Genomic DNA, 22,451 nt, shown 5'->3' on the forward strand with positions numbered 1-22,451 from the left:
GATAACGGCTTTGACACATATTCGCCACGACTGCCGGGGGCGGCACGGGGCCAGCGAAAAGTACGTATTGTTAAGGGGGCTCCTGCCCGCCGTGTGCTTGCGGCAGGGACCACGCTGAAGCAGGCCGGCAAGGAGAGGTGACATGGAAGATCCAACGACCATTGCGCTGAACCTGACTTTTTTCGGGACCCTCGGCGTGGCGTTCTTCATGTTCCTCGGCCTCTTCCTGGTCTTCGCCGCCACCCTCGTGCTCGCAGGGATCGGCCGGCTGGCGGCAGTCATTGTCCTGGCCGTCGCCGGGCTCGTCCGCGGAACCCCGGTATCACGGGAAAATGGGGCTGGGGAAGAGCCGGCGCCGCACCGGCCGGCCAAGGCCGCGAAGCCCGCACGCCCCGCCCGGAATGCAGCCAAAAAGGAACCCGCGCTGTCCCCGGAGTGGGCGGCCGCCGTGGCCCGGGCAGATGCCCGCGCCGCCGCGAGGGCCAGGGCCGAGGCCGGACCCGCCGTCCGGGTCACCGTCCGGGACCTGCCCGACCCCCTGGCACCGGCACAGGACATCACGGAAGTCTCTGCCCTCGTGCAGTCTGCCACGGACACCAATGGAACACTTGGCTCCGTCCCGCGGGCGTTCAAAAAGCCGCCCATGCCCGCAGGGAAGTCCTTGCTGGACACCGGATCGCTCGTGGCGCTGCGCGGCACTCCGCCGGCCGGGAAGGCCAAACAGCCGGTCCAGGAACGCAAGGCCGGCTGAGCCCTTACCCCGGGCAGGCAAGTCCGCTACGTTGGAACCCATGGAATTCAGATACCTCGGGAACAGCGGCTTCAAGATTTCAGAAATCACGTTTGGCAACTGGCTGACCCATGGCTCCCAAGTGGAGAACGATGTCGCCACCCAGTGCGTCCGGGCCGCGCTCGACGCCGGTATCAGCACCTTCGACACGGCCGACGTGTACGCCAACACAGCGGCGGAGACGGTCCTCGGAGCAGCCTTGAAGGACGAGCGCCGCGAGTCGCTGGAAATTTTCACGAAGGTCTTCGGCCCCACCGGGCCCAAGGGCCACAACGATCTCGGCCTGTCCCGCAAGCACATCATGGAATCCATCAACGGCTCCCTCACCCGGCTGCAGACCGACTACGTGGACCTCTACCAGGCACACCGCTACGACTACGAGACGCCGCTGGAAGAGACCATGCAGGCCTTCGCGGACATCGTGCGGCAGGGCAAGGCCCTGTACATCGGGGTCAGCGAGTGGACGGCCAACCAGATCCGCGACGGCCATGCCCTCGCCAAGGAACTGGGCTTCCAGCTGATCTCCAACCAGCCTCAGTACTCCATGCTGTGGCGGGTGATCGAGGCCGAGGTGATTCCGGCGTCGGAAGAATTGGGCCTGTCCCAGATTGTCTGGTCCCCAATTGCCCAGGGCGTGCTGAGCGGCAAGTACCACCCCGGCAAGCCTGCCCCTGAGGGCAGCCGCGCCACGGACTCCAAGGGCGGTTCGCGGATGATCGAGCGTTGGATGTCCAACGAGGTCCTCACCGGCGTCCAGCAGCTCAAGCCGATCGCGGAGGAGGCCGGGCTGACCATGGCGCAGCTCAGCATCGCCTGGGTGCTGCAGAACAAGAACGTGGCCTCCGCGATCATGGGCGCGTCCCGGCCGGAGCAGATCGAGAAAAACGTCGCGGCAGCCGGCGTGAAGCTGGACGCGGTGATCATGGACAAGATCGACGCCGTCATCGGCTCACTGGCCGAACGCGACCCCGCGCAGACCAAATCGCCCGCCTCCCGCGAGGCCTAGACCATGACCATGACCAACGCTCCCGAGCTTGCCGTCACCGGGTCCACCGGCCAGCTGGGCGCCCTGGTGGCCAGGCTGCTGGCCCAGGCCGGCAGCCAGCAACGGCTCCTGGTGCGGGACGCCGCCCGGGCACCTGAGCTCGAAGGCGCCGTCCCCTTCGTCACCACCTACGCCGAGCCGGAGCAGGCGAAGACGGCGCTTTCCGGGGCGAAAACGTTGTTCATGGTCTCCGCAGCCGAGGCCGAGGACCGGCTGCAGCAGCACTACGCCTTCGTCGATGCCGCGGCCGCAGCGGGCGTCCAGCACATCGTGTACACCTCGTTCTTCGGCGCGGCGCCGGACTCCACGTTCACGCTGGGCCGGGACCACTTCGCGACCGAGGAGCGCATCAAGGCCTCCGGCATGGACTACACGTTCCTGCGGGACAACTTCTACCTGGACTTCCTGCCGCTGCTGGCCGGCGAGGACGGCGTGATCCGCGGCCCCGCCGGAGACGGCGTCATGGCTGCCGTGGCGCGGTCAGACATTGCCCGCTCGGCCGTCACCGTACTGCGGGACCCGTCCCTGCATGTGGGACGGACCTATGACCTGACCGGCCCGGAAGACATCTCGCTGGCCCGCGCCGCCGAACTCCTGACCGCCGGAACCGGCCGGGCCATCACCTTCCACAACGAGACCCTGGCGGAGGCCTACGGGTCCCGTGCCTCGTACGGCGCCCCGCCATGGCAGGTGGACGCCTGGGTGAGCACCTACACGGCCATCGCCGCCGGCGAACTCGCCGGTCCGACGTCGGCAGTGCATGAGCTGACGGGCCGGGAACCGCTGAGCCTGGCGCAGTTCCTGGCCGAGGCGCACACGCTGTAGCCCCTTGACCGGAAGAGACGGGACCGGAAGGGACGGGACCGGCGCGTCCCGGTGTTGACGGTTTCCGGGCTGCGGCGTAGACCTGAGACCAGGTGATACCTACTAAAACCGGCGGGTCCTTCACAGGAGCGGGACCGGGCCGGTCCGGAAAGAATCGCGGCATGCCATGCCAAAGCAAATGTCCAGACACTCTTCTGTCCTGAAGAGTCCGCGCCGGCAGGCCGGACAACCCCGGGCGCATCCCGGCGAACCGAGCCACGGCCCGCTGACGGCGGAGGAACTCCAGCTCGCCGTGCGGAACCATTCCATGCCGCTCGAGGCCCTGCGGAGCGACACCACACCGCCCGGACTGCACTACGTGCTCACGCACTTCGACATCCCGTTCATCGACGCCGATCACTGGCATCTGTGGATCGGCGGCGCCGTGCAGCGGTCCTTCGAACTGAGCCTGCGGGCCTTGCTCCGGGCACCGAGCATCACCCTCCCGGTCACCCTGGAGTGCGCCGGCAACGGCCGGTCCCTCCTGCGGCCCCGCCCACTGAGCCAGCCGTGGGTACTCGAGGGCGTGGGGACCGCCGTGTGGACCGGTGTCCCGCTCGCCTACCTGCTGACGCGGGCCGGAGTGGAGGACGACGCCGTGGAGGTGCTCTTCACCGGGGCCGACGCCGGCAGCCAGGGCGGCGTCGCCCAGCAGTACGCGCGCAGCCTGCCGATCGAGGAGGCCTTGCGCCCCGACGTCGTGCTCGCCTACCGGATGAACGGCGCAGACCTGCCGCCTCAGCACGGCTATCCGCTCCGGCTTGTGGTGCCCGGCTGGTACGGCATGGCGAGCGTGAAGTGGCTGACCTCGATCAAGGTTCTGACCAAGCCCTATGACGGTTTCCAGCAGGCAGTGGCGTACCGCTACCAGCATGACGCCGAGGATCCCGGAACCCCGGTCACCTGGATCAAGGTCCGCTCGCTCATGATGCCCCCGGGGGTCCCGGATTTCTTCACCCGGAGCCGGATCCTGCCCCCGGGACCGGTGATGCTCACCGGCCGGGCCTGGTCCGGGCAAGGCGCCGTGCAGCGCGTCGACGTCGGAATCGACGGAAAGTGGGCAGCGGCCCATCTGGAGCACCCGGCAGCGCCGTTCGCGTGGTGTGCGTGGTCGATGCCGTGGGTGGCCGATCCGGGCGAACACGAGCTCTCCTGCCGTGCCACGGATGCCAGCGGCGCGGTCCAGCCGCTGGAACCGGAATGGAACTACCAGGGCATGGGCAACAACGTGGTGCAGCGGATCAAGGTCAGCGTGGCATAGCGCCCCCACCCGGGGCGCGGGGACTTAGCGGCCGCGCCGCAGGTGCTCCGCATTCAGTTCATCGAGCTGGGAATCCGTGAGCTCGTCAAAGCCGCGGGCCTCGCGTTTGTCGCTGCGGGAGAAGCGGATGAACATCAGGATGATCAGGGGCAAGTCGACAATTTCGCAGATGAACCACAGGACGTCCCCCGCCAGCTGCTGGTCACGCAGGGCGTTGGGGAACCAGCCCATCGCAGACGGCGTCGTTGCGACGTGATCCAGCACCTGGCCGTTGAGGCGCAGCAGGATCCCGGGCACGGCATCGACCAGCAGCTCGATGAAAACAAACACGAACTCCATGATGAAGAACGCGCTGGAGCGGCGGAAGTCCGCGTCCTCGATGATCGGCAGGGCCATCATCATGCCAAGCAGCGGGACCCCGACCGTCAGGAGCGCCTCGGCCCAAGCGGCTGTGCGGAGGGTGTAGAAGGCCGGAGTCAGGAAGGTGGCGAAGAGGGCAAGGCCCAGGAGCGGGGCGGCCATGGAGTTGCCGGCAAACCGCACCGCGCTGTGCGCGAGCGCCCTGTTCAGCCGGCCGACGCCGCGCGGCGGCAGGGCCGCACGGCCGAGGGAGATGGGTTTTCCCAGGCCGATCAGCAGCGGCACCACGAAGAGCAACAGGGAAATCTTGAGCGTGAAGGCCCACCGGAGCTGCGGGCTGTAGACGCCAGGGAACCCGCACGTCAGCACTGTCAGGGACCCAAGGCCCAGAACATAGAACGCCAGGGTCCGCCACCCGGGATGGCGGTGCCCGCGCGCCGCCGCGGCCCTCAGGCCCAGCGCGTACAGCAACGCCGAGCCGCCGATCAGGGCGGCGGCGGCCCAGTCGATCTGCCAGGCGGTGAGGACTACATCAAGGGGCGGCACGGGCTCATGATAGATACCATTTCTTGGAAGACGCCGGGCCCGTGCCTGGCCGGGCGGCCGGGGCAGGCCTCAGCATCCCTCGTAGCCGGTGAGCACCTTGACCTTGTCCGCCGAGGCGGACGACGGATCGAAGGCGTCAGTAGTCCACGATCGCGCCGGCGGAGATGTTGACGGTCGCGTCCGTGATGGCCGCCGCCTTGTCCGAGACGATGAAGGAGGCCACGTTACCGACGTCCGTCAGCGTGGCCGTCCGGTTCAAATGCGCGGCCCTGGCAATCTCCACTACGATCTCTTCGCGGCCCTCGGCCTGCCACGGGATGGTTTCGATAATGCCGCCCGTGACCATGGTGACCACCCTGATGCCGTGTTTTCCCAGTTCCAGGGCCCATTGCCGGCGCAGTCCTTCCATCGCGTCGAGCGCCACCTTGAAACCGCCCAGGCCGGGGATCGTCTGCGGGCCCGAACCGCCGAACATGAGCACGACGCCGGAGCGTTGCTTGACCATGTAGGCGGCGGCCGCGCGGGTGGTCAGGAAGTGCGTCCGCGCGGCCAGGGTGATGGGCTGGGTGAAGTCATCCACATCGATCTCCATGAGTGGCTGCTGGATGTCGCCGAATGAGATCACGTTGAAGGAGATGTCGATCCTCTTGCTCTTCTTCGCCACCCGGCTTACGAAGGCATCCACCTGCTCTTCGTCCAGGGCGTCGACGACGGCGGTTTCGGCTGTGCCGCCCGCCTCGCGAATGTCATTGGCTACTTTTTCCAGCCGCGATTCCGTCCTTCCGGCAATGTGCACTGTGGCGCCGTCGGCCGCGAAAGCCCTTGCCACCGCCCCGCCGACCGCCCCGCCGCCGCCATAGATCAGGGCGGTCTTGCCGTGAAGCATGCCGTTTTCCGGAATCCCGATGTTCACCATGGTCGCCTGCCTAGTGCCGCGGAGTACGTGAATTCCCTCAACTATGTTCTTGCGGAGGGCGGGTGGCAAGAGGACCGGGCGCAGCGCGGCATTAGCTTCTGGGCGGCCCTCCGGGTCCGGTGGCTGGTCCTCCGGGTCCGGGCGCGGGCCCGGGTCCTGGTCCGGCGGAGGGTCCGGGTCCTCCTGTTCCGAGCGCGGGTCCGGCGGCGGGTCCTCCGGTTCCGAGCGCAGGCCCGGCGTATGCAGGCACCGGCAGCTCGCCCGGATCGACCGGACCCATATCAAGGTGGAACGGCGGATATTCGTCCCGCATGAGGGCAACGTAGGCGATAACGCGGTAGATCCAGCGGTTCAGGCCAAGCAGGAGGTCGAAGAGCCCCCGCCGGTATTGGCCCGTGAACAACAGGATCACGCCGGCGATGAGGACCAGCAGCCCCAGGAGGGAGATGCCCACACCTTGCTGTACCCACTCGCCGTCCCGGTACTCCCACGTCCTCGCGGTCCCCGTCAGCAGGCTGATAAGCAGCAGATGTGGAATGGCCAGCAGCCACGATTTCACCAGCACCAGGCCGCGGGACAGCCGTTCGGGATAGTCGACGTCGAAGTCCGCCGGGTAATCGGTGCGGGCCAGGGTGAAGGGGGGATAGACATCCGTGCCGATCGCGCTGAAGGCGTAGAAGGCCACACGCCAGTTCCAGCGGATCACACCGACACTGAAATTGAACAGCGAGCGCGGGTAGCGCGCCGTGAACAGGATCGCGAACCACGCCACAATCGTGACCACTCCGAAGGCGAACCAGAGGATGAACAGGACGATGAAGTGCGGGATGGCCAGGAACCACTTCACGAGCCACATCCACCGTGACAGGTTCGGGTCGAGGTAGCCGTGGAGGCGGGCGGGGTACACATATGCGGTCGTAGCACCCGGCGACACCGGATACGGAGTCCCCGGCGGGGCAGCGTATGCCGCCACGGCACCCGGCGTGGCCGCACTGTTCTGCTGGCCGGGGGTGGCATTGGGCGGGTAGGGACCCGCGGGATACGGCTGGCCGGGCTGGGCCGGCAGGTGGCCGGGAGGGACACCGCTGCCCGTCCCGCCTTGGCCCGGGCCGCCACGGCCGAGTCCAACGGCGCCCAGCACTATCAGCGGCACGCCGATCAGCAGCATCACGAGTCCGCCGATCAGCAGGCCGATGAACAATGGCAGGAGCAGGTCTGTGCGTGCCCCTGCCTGCAGATTCACGCTCACCGGAGAGGTCGCGTCGGCATTCATGACCACCACTGCCCAGGATCCGGAGCGGAGGTTCCAGGTCAGTTCCTGTTCCCCCGGGCCTGTGGCAGTCGCGGCCCAGAAGGTCTGCTGCGCCGGATTGGACGGGATTTGGGAGCCGGCCACTTCGCGGTACTGCGCTCGGAAGGGGTTGAACCTGACGTCGACGATTTCGGTGCGCCGGACACCAGCCAGGTACGTCGCGACGTCGGCCCGCGGGGCAATTCCGATGAAGATTTCCTTGCCGGGATCGGTGGAGGAACCGCGGAGCAGCACGCTGCCCGCCATGTCCACCGGAACGCCGTCGTCCACGCCGCCGCCGGTCATGAGGTCCAGCCGGGGGGTCGTCAGCGCGTAGGAATTGCCTGAGAAAGGCGCCGACGGCGTGATGAAGTACCTGCCGTCACGTTGCTGGTAGTTGACCCAGCCCGCAAAGCCGGCGCCCGCCAACAATCCCAAACCGACCAGCGCGCACAGCGAGCCGATCACCAGCATGACAATCCGGCCTGCCTTCATGGCCGCCGTCCTTTCAGATGGTCCGTTTGCCACGCCCGGCCGGACGTGGCTTCCGGAAGCTGGCGGCCCGGGCCGCTACCGCCCGAGCGGGATCACGAACGGCTTGGCTTCGTCGATCGCGCCGGCACTGCCTGCGTGGAGGACAACGAGCGCGTTCATGCCGTGATCACGACTTTGAGGGCCTTCGTCTCCGCGGCGCGGGCGAAAGTGTCGTACGCCTCCATGAACTCGTCAAAGGTGAAGTGGTGGGTGGCGAAACTGTCCGCGGGGATCTTTTGCTGTGCCACGAGCTTGAGCAGCATGGGGGTGGTGTTGGTGTTCACCAGGCCCATGCTGATGTTGATGTTCCGGATCCAGAGGTCTTCGACGTGCAGTTCCACGGCCTTGCCGTGCACACCCACGTTGGCCACGGTGCCGCCGGGACGCACGATGTCGGTGCACATCGTGAAGGTCGCCGGGACGCCCACGGCCTCGATCGCCACGTCCACACCCTGCCCGTCGGTCAGGAGCATGAGCTGCTCCTTCCAGTCGGCATCGGATGAGAGGACCACGTCGGTGGCTCCGAATTCGCGGGATTTCTCGAGCCGGTTCGCGTCGAGGTCGACGGCGATGATCGTGGCGGCGCCGTAGAGGCCGGCGGTGGAGATCGCGGCAAGTCCCACGGGGCCCGCGCCGATGACGGCGACCGTGTCGCCGGGCTTGACCCGGCCGTACTGCACGCCGATCTCAAAGCCGGTGGGGAGGATGTCGGAGAGCATGACGGCCTGCTGGTCGCTGACTCCCTCAGGCAGGAGGTGCAGGGAGTTCTCTGCATAGGGGACGCGGACGAACTCGGCCTGCGTGCCGTCGATCAGATGTCCGAATACCCATCCGATGCCGGAGGTTCCTTCCTCCCCCAGGCAATGGGAGTACAGGCCTGTCTTGCAGTTGGCGCAGTGCCCGCAGGACTTGATGCACGAAATGATGACGCGGTCCCCGACCTTGAGGCTGGTCACGGAGGCGCCGATCTCCGTGATGGTGCCGACCCCTTCGTGGCCCAGGATGCGGCCCTTGGTCACCGCGGGGACGTCGCCTTTGAGGATGTGCAGATCGGTCCCACAGATGGTGGTGGTGTCCACTTTGACGATCACATCGCTGGGATTCTGGATTGTGGGATCGGGGACCTCGGTCCACGATTTCTCCCCGGGACCGCCATAGACGAGGGCTTTCATACGTGCTCCTTGGTTTTGAGGATGACCAGCGGGTCCACGAGGCGCAGACGGCACGGAGTCTCCGTGCCATCGATTCCCGAATACAGCAACGAGGCGCGGGCACGCTCACGGAGTTCCTCGATCGCGGCGGCCGACACCCGGGCATGGGCGAGGTCGAGCACGAGTTCGAATCCGGGAAGCTTGCTTGTGACGCGGCGGCAAACGACGTACAGTGCCCGCACGTTGGCCACGGTCACCACACCATGCACGTCGATCCGAGCTGTTTCGGCGTCGGCGTTCAGGCGGATGAGCACCTTGAGTTTAGGGTCCCCCGAATGGTGATGGATACTCATGTGGCCGTGGTCTCCTGCCTTTTCCTGCTGAAGCCGGAAAGTGCAAACGCCATTTCCTTCCCCAATTCGCGGTGAGACCCGTGCCGTATTTACGTGAAGTGGTTTTTCGCTCGACACGTCCCCCAACTGGCCGTGCAGCAACCTCCCCACACATTCAGCTTGGGGGGCGCTCGTGGCAGAGGTAAGGGGCGAAAGTCCCGTGTGCGCCTGTTGGGTCCTGCGGCGTCGCCCGCCTAGCCTGTTCCTATGCCTGTTCCGCTCGATCCCTGCCGACCCCCGGACCTCGTGCTGGCCTCCGTGCGGCACCCCGGGGAGGAAATATGCTTCGACGTTCATGTTCGCGCCGGGGCCGTGTCAGCGATCATCCCGTCGCGCCCGGGCTCGGGTGCGCTCCCCGCTGCAACCCGGGTGGTGGATCTGGAGGGCCGCTACGTCATTCCTGGGCTGTGGGATGAGCACGTTCATATGACGCAGTGGGCGCTGGCCTCCAACCGGCTTGACCTCTCCAGTGCCGGCTCGGCGCGCGAGGCGGCCGCCGTCGTCGGGGCCCATATCGCCGGGGACACTAGCACCGGGACCGGAAGCGGCGCCGGAGCTCCGGGTCCCGTCCAGACGCTGGTGGGCGTCGGTTTCCGCGATGCCATCTGGCATGACCTGCCCAGTCTGGACCTCCTGGACGGCGTGACGCGCGGCCGGCCTACGGCCCTGATCAGCCACGACCTCCACTGTGTCTGGCTCAACTCCGCAGCGGCCCAACAGTACGGAATGCCGGTGGATGCGGGCGGCCTGCTCCGGGAAGAACCGGCGTTCGCCCTGACCCGGGAGCTTGGCCAGCTGCCGGACGCGGTGGTGGACCCGTGGGTGCGGCAGGCAGGTCAGGCTGCGGCCGCGCGGGGCGTGGTCGGGATTGTGGACTTCGAGATGACGTGGAACCGCGACGCCTGGCTGCGGAGGATCTCCGGCGGCTTCGCTGCCCTGCGGGTTGAAGCGGGCGTCTATCCGCAGGACCTGGACCGGGCCGTGGCAGAGGGGCTGCGGACAGGTTTGGCGTTGGCCGGCAGTGGCGGGCTGCTCAGCGTGGGCCCCCTGAAAGTGCTGATCGACGGCTCGCTCAATACCCGCACAGCGTATTGCGTGGACCCGTATCCGAACGGCGGCCACGGGCTGCTGACCTTGAGCGAGGCGGAGCTGCTCGCCCTGTTGGTCCGGGCCCGGCAGGCGGGTTTTGTGCCGGCGGTCCACGCAATCGGCGACGCGGCCAACCAAGTCGCCTTGGATGCGTTTGAGGCGGCGGGCCTCGCCGGACGGGTGGAGCATGCCCAGTTTGTCCGGAGCGAGGATTTCGCCCGCTTCGGCCGGTTGGGCGTGACCGCGAGCGTTCAGCCTGCGCATGCCCTCGATGACCGGGACGCCGCCGAGGCGAACTGGCCGGGGCGCACGGACCGGTCCTTCCCGCTTCGTTCATTGCTGACCGCCGGGGCGACTCTCGCCTTGGGCTCGGACGCTCCGGTGGCCCCGCTGGATCCGTGGATTGCCATGTCCGCTGCCACGGCGCGGGCCCGGCTGGATGGCCGCGGGCCGTGGCATGCCGAGCAGGCCCTCACGCGGCAGGAGGCCCTCACGGCCTCGACCCGCGGTCGCGGCCGTCTCCGGGTCGGGGACCCCGCCGATATTGCAGTGCTCGACGCCGACCCCCTGACCGTGTCGGATGCGGAGTTTGCGGCCATACCGGTGGCCGCCACGTTAGTGGCGGGACGGTTCACGTGCGGCGGCTAAGCACCTTTGACGCGCGCCTGGACTAAGTTGGCGTACGGCAGGCGGCCGTATTCTTCGATGAACGCGGCATGGTACCGGGCTTCGGCCGCGTTGAGTTGCTCAACGGGCAACTCTTTCCACGCGATGATCAGGGCCCCGGGCACGGCGAGCTGCCAGATGAGCCGCCCGTCCCAGTGGCCCGGCGGCTTGCCTTCGCCGAAGTCGACGAATTCCTGGATTTGCCGGCGCAGTCCGCGGTTGCCCTTGCTTCCGGGGCCGGCTTTGCCCACGAAGAGGACATCGGCGCCGTCCACCCATTCGGCGTCGAGAGCGTCCGCCTTGAGGGTGGGGTTCTTCTTCTTGAAGATGCCGGCGGTGCTCCTGGCCAGGAACTGGGGCCGGAAGCCCTCGGGCCGCAGTACCGCGAAGATCCCGGGCTTCTGCGGGATCCGGTTGATGTCAAGGTCCTGGAGCGGCCGGAAACCGGTGAAGCCGTCCTGTTTCAGCGACTGTGTGTTGATGGGCATGGGTTCCTTGGATCGGGGCTCGTGGCGTTTCTTTGAAGCTTACGGAAGAAGCTCACTCACTGAAGTCCGGGCTCAGCTGCGGGTGAAGGTGCCCAGCCCGGTCTGATCGTAGAAATCAAGCCTGACGCTCGGAGCCGTGCCGCCTCGGGCTGCGGCGTCCGCACCAGGGGCTGCAGCCGCGCCGGGGGCGAAGATTGCCCCGGCAAGACCGTTGGCGTTCTCGCCGATTGATTCAAAGCTGAAGGTGTCGCCGTCAAAATGAGTGAGCGGGAACTTGGTGGTCCTGCCGGCCGGGCCCAGCTCAAGGGTCAGCACGCCGTTCTCCACCGCGACGGTGAGCGGGCCGTAGTAGGAGTTCGTGTAACTGCCGATGTAGAAGTCGTTGCCCTGCGCCGGTTTGGCCTGGGCCGGCGCCTTGGAATAGTCGACTTTCGGCTTCTCCGCCTCATCGATCTTCTGGAAGACGCCCGAGGTGAATCCGATCCAGTCCACTGTCGGGGCGCCGTTCTGGGCCGTGTCCAGGAATGCGGCGCAGATGGCTTCGGGGATGCCCTGCGGCCGGCCATTGGTCAGGGCCACAATGCCCAGCTGCTCGCCGGGGAGCAGTGAGACGGCGGTCGCGGCACCAAGGTTGAAGGCTCCCGAGTGCCCGAGCATCAGCCGGGCGTGGTCGTCGTAGGAGACGTTCCAGCCCAAGCCGTAGAAGCGGGTGCGGGCGCCCGGCGTCGCCGGTGGGCCCGACACGGCGTGCGGGACATGCGTGACACCAAGCGCGTCCGGATCGATAACCTCGCTTCCCTCAAAGCTGCCGTTGGCGAGCTGCAGGCGGATCCAGCGGGCCAGGTCGCGCACGGAGGAACTGGCCCCGCCGGCGGGTGCTTCGGCGTCGGCATCCCGGGTGTATTTGGCCACCCAGGTCTTGTTACCGGCTGGGACGTGGATCAGTGCCTTGTTCGTTGCCTTTTGGTAGTCCGCGTGGCGATAGCTCGTGGATGACATGCCCAGGGGCTTGAACAAGACTTCTTCGGCGAGGTCTGCCCAGGGTTTGTTCATGGCATCGGCGACAGCCTGCGCACCAGCCGTGTAGCCGAAGTTGCTGTAGTTGTAGCTCGACCGGAAGGAGTCCAGCGGCTGCTGGTTGAGGTGGCTGAGAATATAGGACTGGTCGAATCCGAGGTCTTCCAACAGATCGCCCGCCCCCGTACTGAGGCCGCCTTGATGTGACAACAGGTCGGCCGCCGTGGCGTTCCGCGTGACGTAGGGGTCTTTCAGGGCGAAGCCGGGGGTGTGGTTGATCACCGGTTCCGTCCAGGAGATGGCCTTGCGGCCCACGGCCACGGCCGCCACCGTGGAGGCCAAGGGTTTGGACACCGAGGCCAATTGAAAAACGGTATCCGCGTCCACTGTCTCGGGCCGGCCCGATTCCCGCACGCCGAAGCCCTTGGCGTACACCATTTGGTCTTGGTAGACCACGGCCACGGCGACTCCGGGAACACCGGTACTCTCCATCACGCCCTGGACCATCCCGTCCAGCTTTGCCAAGGCGGCGTTGACCTTCTGTTGGTCCAGGAGCGGTTTGACCTGCGGTTCCGGCGCCGGAAGCAGAGACGCCGACGGCGCACCGGAGCCGCCGGAGGCACTGCTTCCGGTACCGGCGGGGGCACTTTGGGCCGTGCAGGCGGCCAGCAGCGGCATGCCCGCTATACCCGCGGCGCCGACGCCGACGGCTTTAAGTAACGAGCGGCGGTCCGAAGGCAGCGAGCTGATACTCGTCGCGATAGATTCCCTCTGGTTCATGGACAATCCTCCGCCCGGTTCCGCCTGGGGCGCAGAGCTAACGCCCTCTCCCATGATGGACCCGTGCCCGTTTTTGAGACAGGGGCGGTGCGCTCGGGTGTGGGTCCTCGGACGCCGGGATCTCGGGGCCACACCTCCACAACCGCCAACGAATCCCACCAATCCCGCTAACCTCGCGGCCTCCTTCTGGTTGCCCTATTAATGTCCGATCCCCGGAGGAGACTGGATTCATGGACGGCAATCAGGGGCCCGAAGTGGTTCCGGCGGGAGACGGCGACTACGGCCTCGGCCGCGCCGGGAGCAGTGACGGCGGCGTCCAGGATTTGCTCGCATTCTGCTCCCGCGTACTCCGGGACCTGCGTCAGGCCGAAGATTGCGCCGGGATGATCGAGCAATACCGACGGCTTGACGAGTTTCACTCTGCGCTCGACGCGTTGCGGACGCGTCTTCAGCTCGACGTTTTCCTGGGCAGCGTTTCGGGAGTGACATTGGGATCTGGAAGGTCGCCGATGGCTTCCGAAGCGGTGGAACGGCTCCGGAGGGCCATAAATGTCATAGCCCGCAGGGACACTTAACTCATGGACGGCAATCAGGGGCCCGAGACGATTCCGGCAGACCCGGCACCGGCAACTGCGGGGACCGTCGCTGAACTGGCCCGGATCCTGGCCTTCCTCCCGGCCCCGGACAGCGCTGCCGCACTGATCGACGAGATCCGGGACCTGGAGGACCTGAAGTCCGCCATGGCAGCCCGGCAGGCCCGGCACGCCGTGGCCTTCGACTTGCTCCAACGCCGCGAACAAGCCCGGCTCGGGGTCCCGCCCGAGAATCTCGGCGCCGGGATCGGCGCGCAGATCGCCCTGGCCCGGCACGAATCCCCCGCCAGGGGCGGCCGGCTCCTGGGCCTGGCCAAAGCCCTCGTGACCGAGATGCCGCACACCCTCACCGCCCTGGAAACCGGGCAGCTGAACGAATGGCGCGCCACCCTGCTCGTACGCGAAACCGCCTGCCTGACCGCCGCCGACCGGGCCGCCGTCGACGAGGAATTGGCGCCCGACGCCGGGACGTTCGCCGGGGCCGGTGACCGGTCCCTGGTCGCCGCGGCCCGCACCGCCGCGTACCGGCGTGACCCCCGCTCCGTCACCGAACGCGCCGCCCACGCCGCCAGTGAGCGGCGTGTCAGTCTCCGCCCGGCCCCCGATGCGATGACCTGCCTGACCGCGCTGCTGCCCGTGACCGCCGGCGTCGCCGTCTACAAGGCGTTGAGCGGGCACGCCGACACCCTCCGTGCCGCCGGGGACCCGAGGGGCCGCGGGCAGCTGATGGCCGATGCCCTGGTCGAACGCACCACCGGCACCCCGGGCGGGATCACCGGGGTCGAGATCCAGCTCGTCATCACCGACCGCACCCTCTTCCAGGGAGACTCCGAACCGGCCGTCCTGCCCGGCTACGGGACCGTCCCCGCCGGCTGGGCCCGCACCCTCATCAACGGCACAAGGGGTGCACACAGAGGTGAAGGCGGCCGTCCCCCCGGACCCGGCGGTGCGGCCACAAACAGGGACAGAAAAACGGACAGAAACGGTGACGGCCAGTCCGGCGGTCCGGGGCACAGTGGTCGCCCTGGACCGGGTGGCACCGGAGGGAGCGGCGATGACCCCGCGTTCAACCTCTGGCTCCGGCGGCTCTACACCCACCCCGGCACCGGCGAGCTCATCGTCATGGACTCCCGCGCCCGGCTCTTCCCACCCGGGCACCGCCGCTTCATCCAAACCAGGGACGACACCTGCCGCACCCCCTACTGCGACGCGCCCATCCGCCACCTGGACCACATCATTCCCTGGCACACCGGAGGCCCGACCACCACGGACAACGCCGCCGGACTTTGCGAAGCCTGCAACCACACCAAAGAAACCCCCGGTTGGAAAGCACGCCCGGCCCCCGGCCCCCGCCACACGCTCCAGCTGACGACACCGACAGGCCACAGCTACTACTCCACGGCGCCACCCCTGCCGGGCACGCCGCTTCGCCTAACGGCCACAGACCAGCCGAGGTCCCAGCCGGGCTCCCGCCGCCGGCGCCAGCTCCGGCACCAAGCCAAAGCGCTCAGGCGTGGAAAGCCCAAAGTTGGGGCAGCGGCATAGGGACCAGTCCGCTGGCTGCCGTGCAGGCCCGAACGAACATTGGCTCGGCCTCGGGGCACAGTTGCCGGGCGACAGGCCGCTATTCGAAGCACTCGATTCGCGGCTCTTGCCCTCGGCTCCGCCACGCTTCATCGCATCCAGCAGGTCGGCGGCGAAGAAAAGCGCCCGACCACCTGGGCGGCGGCGGACGTCAGGCCTGCAGGTACCTTCGCGATCTCGCTAAGAGACGGCTCGGACACTTCCGTGTCCCGAACAACCCGGAGTCATCAGATGGTTACCTGCAGGCGCTTTAAGCCTACGCCCGCCTCACGGCCGTCACCAGAGGGCGCGTTGACTCATAAAAAACCTCCGCGCAGCCCCGGCCGAATAGGTCCCGGCCGAAACACCCCCTGCCGCGAAAGCGTAGAGTGGAGGAAGCCGCCTGATTCTGGACGCCAAGTGCTGAGGGAGAAATCGTGACGATTGACTGGGACGAAAAGAAGACCCTGCTGCAGGAGCCGAACATCGCCGCCGTGACGCAGCTGTGTGACGAACTCATGGAAAAGAAGCCTGGATCCGTGGTCCCGTACATCGACCCCATCCACGACGAGGACGAATGCCGGATCGTCAGCCTGCATATCAGCCCGGGCAAGGGCACCGAATCGGGCTTTGTCTCGCACTTCAACGACGATGAAGCCGCCCGCCGCGCCACCTCCATCTACGAGGCCGCAGAGCTGGACCCCCGCTATGTGATGCCGTGGAACGCCTACCCGTGGATCCGCGATCCGGAGGCATCCTCGGCCCTGAACGTCCAGGAGAAGACGGACGGCCTCCGGCCCTTCCGCCAGTTCCTCAAGATCAACAAGCGCGTCTCGGCCGTTATTGCGCACGGCGCGGACGCCCACTCCTTCCTGACGCTTTTCGAGAAGACCTACCATTCCTCGCTGAAGAATCATGGTGTCAAGATCTACAAGGCCACCGCACTTGGCGGCCGCGCCTTCGCGGTATCTCCGGCCAAGCAGGAAGAGCTCCTCGCCAAGAACGTCGAGGTCTACAAAGACGCCATGCAGCGGGCGGGCATCCAGCACCTCTGAGGCTCCACGCAACCCCGTCCGGCAACGGCATCCGGCGCAAGCCGAGCCGGCGCCGGCGGCATCACCCGGCCAGCAGCCTGCGCCGGTGTTTGAGTTCCTTGACCCAGTCGCGGGTGACCATCGCTGAAAACGGCGAGGCGCCGTCGTCGGACATGGAGCGGAACGCCGTGCCCGCCTGAAGGTCCACCAGCAGCGGTTCCGAGGCCTTCAGCGCCAGTTCCAGCACCTGGACGGCGGCACGTTCAGTCAGCCCCATCCCCGCGGCCCAGCCCAGGAAGTGCTTCCGGGAAATCCCTGTGCGCTTGCCGTCCAGGGTCAGGGCGAGTGTCTTGTCCCCGTAGACGACCGTGGACGGGATGTCGTATACCGGCGCGATGGACCACTCTCCGGCCGGCTGCTGCACCATGGAAACGTTCTTCGCGTGCAGGTCGCCGTTGCCCGTCAGCCACGCAAATGCCGCCTGGAGGGCCAAGTTCCGCACCGCGGGCAGCGGAGCCGCGCAATACGCCGCAAGCGCATGGCACACCTGCCCGTATCCCACGTTGTACTTGTCGGCCGGGTAGAGGCCCAGCACCTGCGCACCGTCCTCGACGGCGAGCCGCTGCACGGCCCGCGGCGACCTGGCCGCCGCCTTGGGCCCCGACACGCCGGCGACAGGCCCACCGGATACTGTGCCACTGGCCACAGTGCCACTGGCTAAAGGCACCCGGTCGAAGCGTTCCACGAGCAACCCGGGCCGCCCGGCGACGTCGCGGATCAGCTGGACCCGGCTCAGAGGGATCCGCAGCCGCGCCGCGTACCGGAACATCGCGTACTCGTTTTCGACGACGTGCGGGAACTCGGGCGCGTTGAGTTTGAGGATGTAGCGCCGGCCGGCGCTGGCCACCGGCATGGAGATCATTCCAGCGGACAGCTTGTCCTGCACCCCCGCCAGGGCCACCGGGTCGATCAGCCCGGAGTCGCCCAGCAGGGCCTCGAAATCCACGGGCGTTGCGGGGTCAAGCTCGACGGCGTGCTCGTCCGGGTCCAGCTTCTCGCCGTGGCCGACGATCTGCACGTCACCCACCGGGTTGGCACCGGCCGCGATGAGCAAGGACAGCTCATCATCCACGCTGGTCTTGATGGAACGGCGCAACGCATTCAGCCGCCGGCCCTCCGGCAGAAGCCCGGTGAAATACGGCGGGGCTGCCCCCGCCGCGGACAGTACAGGTTCCGGCGTTAGCGGCAGGGAGCTCGCGACGGCGGGGCCCCCGGACGCCAGATAGGCCGGCAGGTAGCTGAACCTGGTGCCGCCGTCGTGCCGCTCCAGCCGGGCCGCCAGCACGCCGGCCTTGTAGATATCCGCGATCCGGTGCCTCATGGCCGGGCTTCCGGCCCGTCCCGCAGTTCACCGTCGGCCCGCAGGCCGGCCACCGGGCCTGCGAGGGCACGGGCTGCGGCGCTGGTCCGGGTCTGGACCCGGAGTTCCAGCCCCAGCGTGTCCAGGAGCGCCAGCAGGGAGTCCAGCTGCACCGTGCGTTTTCCCTGTTCGACGAACCGGACGAAGCGCTCTGAGACTCCGGCCAGTTCGGCCAGCTCACGCTGGCTCAGGCGGAGCGACCCTCGCCGGGCCCGGGCCTCGGCAGCGAGTTCGCCCGGAAATGCTTTCCCCATGGCCACCTCCCGTTGATCAAGATACGTCCGAGGGTCCGGCGTTCGTGCGTACGAACCTGCGGGATCGAACCTGTGTGCGTACCAACCTGTGGGATCGAACCCTGCGGGTCCGAACCCTGGCGGTACGAACGTGCCGCTTTGCAGGCATTTCCAGTATAGGACGGGGCAAGATGCCTGCACAGGGCTATAACGGCACGTACGTACCGGCGCACTGGGCAGGCAGGGGCAACTGCCGGCGACCGAAGGCACCCGCCATCACTGCACGGCTGGCGCAGCCCTGCCGCCACAGATTGGGCGGTTCAGCCGCGCGCGGGCGTGACGGGTCACAACGGCCCGTAAGATTTAAGGGACTTAAGCGACAACCAGACCCCACGGAATCCGGAAAGGACTGCACACGATGACGCGCGCTCCCTTCCGGCTGTTCCGCACAGGTCTGATCGGATCCATCATCGTGGCGCTGGCAGCCGGCGGCCACCTGGCTGGCGGCGGACGTCTGCCCGAGCCGGCGATCGTGACGGCGTTGTGTGCCGTGGCGATGGTCCCCGTGGCCGTACTGACCCGCGTCCGACTGTCCTTTCCGGCCCTGGCCGGCCTGCTCGGCGTAGGGCAACTGTGGCTGCACTGGTCCTTCGGCGCCTTGTCCTCAGGGGCGCCAGCGGCCCTCCAGGCCCGAATGGCTGCGGGTCATCCGGGCCATCCGGGCCATTCGGCGGCTGCCATTGCCCCGGCGATGCCCGACCCTTCCATGGCGGTTTCGGCGGCCGACATGGGCGGAGCCATGTTCGCCGCACACGCGATGGCGACGCTCGGCACGGCACTGTTGCTCGCCCGCAGCGAGCAGGCTCTGTCCGCACTTGCTTCCTGGCTGCGCCCACTCGTGCAGCTGCCCCAGCCCTCCGCCGCCGCGCCCCTGCGCGTCCCCCGCCCCCGCGCGGTCAACCTGGTCCTCCCCAAAGCCCGGGCTGGCCTTCGCCTGCCGGCCAGGCGCGGACCTCCGGAGCTGTCGCCCGCCGCCTGACATAAATCCCTTTCACATATGGACGGGGACAGCAGGTGGCCACCCCACTGCTACCGCCGGAAGGACAACGCACCGGACGGCTCCCCACCTGATATTTGTTAGTGAAAGGCACCCTTGCCATGAAGTCCCCCCTTCGCCGTACCCTCAAAACCGCCGCTGCCGCCACGATGACCGCGGGCCTGCTCGCCGCCGGCGCAGCAGCCGCCTCCGCCCACGTCCACGTCGACACCGATGATCCGGCCGCGGGCGGCTACAGCCACCTGACGTTCAATGTCCCCAGCGAGTCCGAGTCGGCCAAGACCAGCAAACTCGAAGTCACGCTGCCCACGGACACCCCGTTCACTTCGGTGTCGGTGAAGCCTGTCGAGGGCTGGAAGGCCGTCATCACCACGAGCGACCTGCCGAAGCCGATCACGATCGCCGGCGCCACGGTCACCAAGGCCCCGAGTTCCGTGGTCTGGACCGCGGACGAGGCCCACCAGATCGGACCGGACGAGTACCAGGCCTTCTCACTGTCCGTCGGCGTCCTGCCGGACGCGGGAACCACGGTGACGCTGCCGACGGCCCAGACCTACACCGATGGAACCGTCGTCAAGTGGGACGAGAAGACGGTCGAGGGCCAGGCCGAACCCGGGCACCCGGCACCCTCCTTCGTGACCACGGCCAAGGACGCCGACGCCCACGGCGCAGCCGTCCCCGCCGCAGCCACGACGACCGCACCCTCGGCGGCCCCGGCAGCGGCAGCGGGCATGTCCAGTGACGGCGGATCCGCCGCCGGCTGGATCGGGCTGGCCGCAGGGCTGATCGGACTGGCCGCGGGCGTCACCGCGCTGGTCCGCACCCGCCCGTCCAAGGTCCAGTAGTCCCGGCCAGCAGCCCGGACACAAACCCAGGCAAGTAGGCCGCCGCCGGAACTCCGGCCCGAGCGGCGACGGCGGCCCCGGCCCCCCGGGGCCGCCGTCATACTTGACACCCCGGTGTGATCCCTGCCATATTTTAAAGCGTGAACCTGTCAGACAGCCGGACAGCAGGACAGCCATTGGCTCGCCTCAGTGCCGCCGAAGCCGTTTTCAACGTCCTCCGCACCGAGATCGAATCCGGCAGGCTCGGCATCGGCGCCAAGCTGAGCTCCGAGGCCACTCTTGCCCAGCAGTACGGCGTGAGCCGCTCCGTGATCCGGGAGGCCCTGCGCTCCTGCACCGCCCTGGGCTTGACGGTCACCAAGACCGGGCGGGGCACGTTCGTCGTCGCCAACCGCGTGGCAAAGGACCTGGTCCTGGGCCAATACTCGGCCCGCGACCTCACGGAGGCGCGTCCCCATATCGAGGTTCCCGCCGCCGGACTGGCTGCAGAACGCCGTTCGGCCGAGGAGCTGGGAACGCTGCGCGACATCGTCGCCGCGATGAGCGGCGAGGACGACCCCGAAATGTGGGTGGGCCTGGACTCCAGCTTCCACGCGTTGATCGCGCGGGCCAGCCGCAACAAGGTCTTCGAGAACGTCGTCGCGGACATCCGGGACGCCCTCGCCCACCAGTCCGAGACCCTGAACATGGTGGCGGACCGCCAGCACGCGTCCGACGAGGAGCACCGGCGCATCCTGGCCGCGATCGAAGCCGGCGACGCGGCGACGGCGCGCATCGCCATGAGCCAGCATCTGCACGCCGTTGGCATTGCCCTCGACTCGATCCTCAACGCCTGACGTCAGGCGCCTGGTGCCTGGTTCCGTCAGCAATGCCGGAAGCAATCCGGGCAGCACCGGCAAAACCAGCACCAACACAGTGACCAGCCACCACAACCGCATCAAACGCCACCGCCAAAGGACGCAATGACTTCCCCTGCCCTCGACAACACCCCGACCCCGCTCGCCCCGGAGTGGCTGCCGCAGCACGTCCCGCTTGCGGTCCAGACCCGGGACGGGCTGGTCGAGAGTGTCCACTACGGCTCGGTCATCGCCACCGCAGCGGACGGCCAGATCCTACTCACTGCCGGGGAGCCCCTCGCCCCGTTCTACCCGCGGTCCGCCCTGAAGCCCCTGCAGGCCGTCGCCATGGTCCGCGCCGGGCTGGACCTCCCGGACGAACTGCTCGCCCTCGCCGCCGCCAGCCATTCCGGCGCAGCCAGCCACCGTGACGGCGCCCGGCGCATCCTGGAGCTGCACGGCCTGACGCCAGCGGACCTCGAGAACAGCACCGATCTCCCCTACGGCGCCCGCGAACGCGAAGACTGGCTCGGCGGCGGCGGCCGGGCCACCCAACTGACGCAGAACTGTTCCGGAAAGCATGCCGCCATGGCGGCCACCTGCGTCCTCAACGGCTGGCCGGTCCAGGGCTATCTGGACCCGGCGCACCCGCTGCAGCAGCTGGTGGCCCAGACCGTGGCGGACCTCACCGGTGAAGACCCCCAGCGCACCACCACTGACGGCTGCGGCACCCCGCTCTTCGCGCTCACGCTGCGCGGCATGGCCCGCGCCTTTGGCCGCCTGGCCGCGGCTGCCGCGACCGGATCCGGCGAAGCGGAAGCCGCCGTCGGCCGCGCCATGCGCCGGCACCCCGAGATGGTTGCGGGCGAGGACCGGGACGTCACCGCGCTGATGCGCCTGGTCCCCGGCCTGCTCGCCAAGGACGGCTTCGAGGGCGTCCAGCTGGTAGGCCTCCCGGACGGCCGCGCCCTCGCCGTGAAGGTTTCCGACGGCGGAGACCGCGCCCGGATGCCCGTCACCGTCCGGGTCCTGGCCGCGCTCGACGTCGACACCTCCCCCTTGGCGCGCCTCGCCGCCACACCTGTGCTGGGCGGCGGCCGGCCCGTAGGGCTGCTGCAGGCCACCGATTTCCTCGCTGACCCCAAGATCTCTCCCGCCCCCAAAGACCTGTAAGGGACCGCCATGACCTCGCTCGACGAACGCGCAGAATTCCGCTCCGAACACGACCTCCTGGGCGACCGGGATGTTCCCGCCGGCGCCTACTGGGGCGTCCACACGCTCCGGGCCGTGGAGAACTTCCCCATCACCGGCCAGCCACTGTCCTCGAACATGCACCTGGTCCGCGGCCTGGCCGCCGTGAAACTCGCCGCCGCCCGCACCAACCACGAGCTCGGACTGCTCGACGCCGGGCGTGCCGCCGCCATCGGGCAAGCCTGCACCGAGGTCATGAACGGCAAACTCAGCGAGCAATTCGTCGTCGACGTCATCCAGGGCGGCGCCGGGACCTCCTCGAACATGAACGCCAACGAGGTCATCGCCAACCGGGCCCTGGAAATCCTCGGGCACCCGAAGGGCGACTACGCCCGGCTGCACCCCAACGACCACGTCAACCTCAGCCAGTCCACCAACGACGTCTACCCCACCGCGGTCAAGCTCGGCACGATCTTCGCGGCCCGGGAA

At 68.0% G+C, this 22,451-nt stretch carries 22 protein-coding genes; 13 read left to right on the top strand and 9 right to left on the bottom strand.

The window, feature by feature from the left end; genetic code table 11:
* Positions 1-142 precede the first annotated feature (142 nt).
* The 4 genes from AC1DGD_RS20765 to AC1DGD_RS20780 all read left to right on the top strand — a co-directional run bounded on the left by AC1DGD_RS20765 (position 143) and on the right by AC1DGD_RS20780 (position 3,960).
* Entirely contained in the window at positions 143-751 is a 609-nt protein-coding gene (locus AC1DGD_RS20765) for a hypothetical protein (protein WP_476858082.1), read from the top strand.
* 40 nt (positions 752-791) lie between these two features.
* A complete protein-coding gene (locus tag AC1DGD_RS20770) occupies positions 792-1,796 on the top strand; it encodes an aldo/keto reductase family protein (RefSeq protein WP_223915020.1) in 1,005 nt (334 codons plus the stop codon).
* 9 nt (positions 1,797-1,805) lie between these two features.
* Positions 1,806-2,660, top strand: coding sequence for an SDR family oxidoreductase (locus AC1DGD_RS20775; protein WP_230007270.1), 855 nt, complete (start codon positions 1,806-1,808; stop codon positions 2,658-2,660).
* 166 nt (positions 2,661-2,826) lie between these two features.
* Positions 2,827-3,960 (top strand): sulfite oxidase, encoded by a 1,134-nt coding sequence (locus AC1DGD_RS20780; protein WP_476858083.1) that lies wholly within the window; start codon positions 2,827-2,829, stop codon positions 3,958-3,960.
* Between the two features lie 24 nt (positions 3,961-3,984).
* On the opposite strand, the gene AC1DGD_RS20785 is transcribed toward AC1DGD_RS20780, so the two are convergent.
* From AC1DGD_RS20785 to AC1DGD_RS20805, 5 genes are all read right to left on the bottom strand, one after another.
* Positions 3,985-4,866, bottom strand: coding sequence for a cytochrome c oxidase assembly protein (locus AC1DGD_RS20785; protein ID WP_476858084.1), 882 nt, complete (start codon positions 4,864-4,866; stop codon positions 3,985-3,987).
* 136 nt (positions 4,867-5,002) lie between these two features.
* On the bottom strand, positions 5,003-5,782 hold the full coding sequence (locus AC1DGD_RS20790; protein WP_476851716.1) for an SDR family NAD(P)-dependent oxidoreductase: 780 nt from the start codon (positions 5,780-5,782) through the stop codon (positions 5,003-5,005).
* 91 nt (positions 5,783-5,873) lie between these two features.
* Entirely contained in the window at positions 5,874-7,568 is a 1,695-nt protein-coding gene (locus tag AC1DGD_RS20795) for a DUF4389 domain-containing protein (protein WP_476858085.1), read from the bottom strand.
* A 155-nt stretch (positions 7,569-7,723) separates the two neighbouring features.
* Positions 7,724-8,779 (bottom strand): zinc-dependent alcohol dehydrogenase family protein, encoded by a 1,056-nt coding sequence (locus AC1DGD_RS20800; protein WP_079555420.1) that lies wholly within the window; start codon positions 8,777-8,779, stop codon positions 7,724-7,726.
* Positions 8,776-9,111: a hypothetical protein gene (locus AC1DGD_RS20805; RefSeq protein ID WP_028276886.1), complete on the bottom strand. Its 336-nt coding sequence runs from the start codon at positions 9,109-9,111 to the stop codon at positions 8,776-8,778. Before AC1DGD_RS20805 ends, AC1DGD_RS20800 begins: the two co-directional genes overlap by 4 nt.
* 246 nt (positions 9,112-9,357) lie before the next feature.
* Between AC1DGD_RS20805 and AC1DGD_RS20810 the strand changes: the two genes are divergently transcribed.
* Positions 9,358-10,887: an amidohydrolase gene (locus AC1DGD_RS20810; protein ID WP_476858086.1), complete on the top strand. Its 1,530-nt coding sequence runs from the start codon at positions 9,358-9,360 to the stop codon at positions 10,885-10,887.
* Here AC1DGD_RS20810 and AC1DGD_RS20815 read toward each other — a convergent pair.
* Both AC1DGD_RS20815 and AC1DGD_RS20820 read right to left on the bottom strand, forming a co-directional pair.
* Positions 10,884-11,393, bottom strand: coding sequence for a hypothetical protein (locus AC1DGD_RS20815; protein ID WP_476858087.1), 510 nt, complete (start codon positions 11,391-11,393; stop codon positions 10,884-10,886). The two genes, AC1DGD_RS20810 and AC1DGD_RS20815, sit on opposite strands and share 4 nt — an antisense overlap.
* Before the next feature lie 72 nt (positions 11,394-11,465).
* Complete coding sequence (locus tag AC1DGD_RS20820; RefSeq protein WP_476858088.1) at positions 11,466-13,190, bottom strand: serine hydrolase; 1,725 nt, start codon at positions 13,188-13,190, stop codon at positions 11,466-11,468.
* 230 nt (positions 13,191-13,420) lie between these two features.
* On the opposite strand from AC1DGD_RS20820, the gene AC1DGD_RS20825 reads away from it, so the two are divergent.
* The 3 genes from AC1DGD_RS20825 to AC1DGD_RS20835 all read left to right on the top strand — a co-directional run bounded on the left by AC1DGD_RS20825 (position 13,421) and on the right by AC1DGD_RS20835 (position 16,401).
* Positions 13,421-13,765, top strand: a complete 345-nt coding sequence (locus AC1DGD_RS20825) for a hypothetical protein (protein WP_230007308.1) — start codon at positions 13,421-13,423, stop codon at positions 13,763-13,765.
* Between the two features lie 3 nt (positions 13,766-13,768).
* Positions 13,769-15,328, top strand: coding sequence for an HNH endonuclease (locus AC1DGD_RS20830; RefSeq protein ID WP_476858089.1), 1,560 nt, complete (start codon positions 13,769-13,771; stop codon positions 15,326-15,328).
* 455 nt (positions 15,329-15,783) lie between these two features.
* Positions 15,784-16,401 carry a uracil-DNA glycosylase family protein gene (locus AC1DGD_RS20835; RefSeq protein ID WP_028276890.1) on the top strand — a complete coding sequence of 206 codons (618 nt, stop codon included), beginning with the start codon at positions 15,784-15,786 and terminating at the stop codon, positions 16,399-16,401.
* A 61-nt stretch (positions 16,402-16,462) separates the two neighbouring features.
* On the opposite strand, the gene AC1DGD_RS20840 is transcribed toward AC1DGD_RS20835, so the two are convergent.
* Positions 16,463-17,761, bottom strand: coding sequence for a type II toxin-antitoxin system HipA family toxin (locus AC1DGD_RS20840; protein ID WP_476858090.1), 1,299 nt, complete (start codon positions 17,759-17,761; stop codon positions 16,463-16,465).
* Entirely contained in the window at positions 17,758-18,054 is a 297-nt protein-coding gene (locus AC1DGD_RS20845) for a type II toxin-antitoxin system Y4mF family antitoxin (protein WP_476858091.1), read from the bottom strand. Before AC1DGD_RS20845 ends, AC1DGD_RS20840 begins: the two co-directional genes overlap by 4 nt.
* Positions 18,055-18,451: 397 nt before the next feature.
* On the opposite strand from AC1DGD_RS20845, the gene AC1DGD_RS20850 reads away from it, so the two are divergent.
* The 5 genes from AC1DGD_RS20850 to AC1DGD_RS20870 all read left to right on the top strand — a co-directional run.
* Positions 18,452-19,072: a hypothetical protein gene (locus AC1DGD_RS20850; protein WP_476851859.1), complete on the top strand. Its 621-nt coding sequence runs from the start codon at positions 18,452-18,454 to the stop codon at positions 19,070-19,072.
* Between the two features lie 119 nt (positions 19,073-19,191).
* Positions 19,192-19,935, top strand: coding sequence for a YcnI family copper-binding membrane protein (locus tag AC1DGD_RS20855; protein WP_476858092.1), 744 nt, complete (start codon positions 19,192-19,194; stop codon positions 19,933-19,935).
* A 140-nt stretch (positions 19,936-20,075) separates the two neighbouring features.
* Positions 20,076-20,771, top strand: coding sequence for a FadR/GntR family transcriptional regulator (locus tag AC1DGD_RS20860; RefSeq protein ID WP_476858093.1), 696 nt, complete (start codon positions 20,076-20,078; stop codon positions 20,769-20,771).
* Positions 20,772-20,897: 126 nt separating this feature from the next.
* Positions 20,898-21,944, top strand: a complete 1,047-nt coding sequence (locus AC1DGD_RS20865) for an asparaginase (protein ID WP_476858094.1) — start codon at positions 20,898-20,900, stop codon at positions 21,942-21,944.
* Positions 21,945-21,953: 9 nt separating this feature from the next.
* Positions 21,954-22,451 (top strand): lyase family protein (locus AC1DGD_RS20870; RefSeq protein WP_476858095.1); only part of this gene is annotated, 498 nt, incomplete at its 3' end.

The sequence above is a fragment of the Arthrobacter sp. 05T45 genome (genome assembly GCF_056395875.1).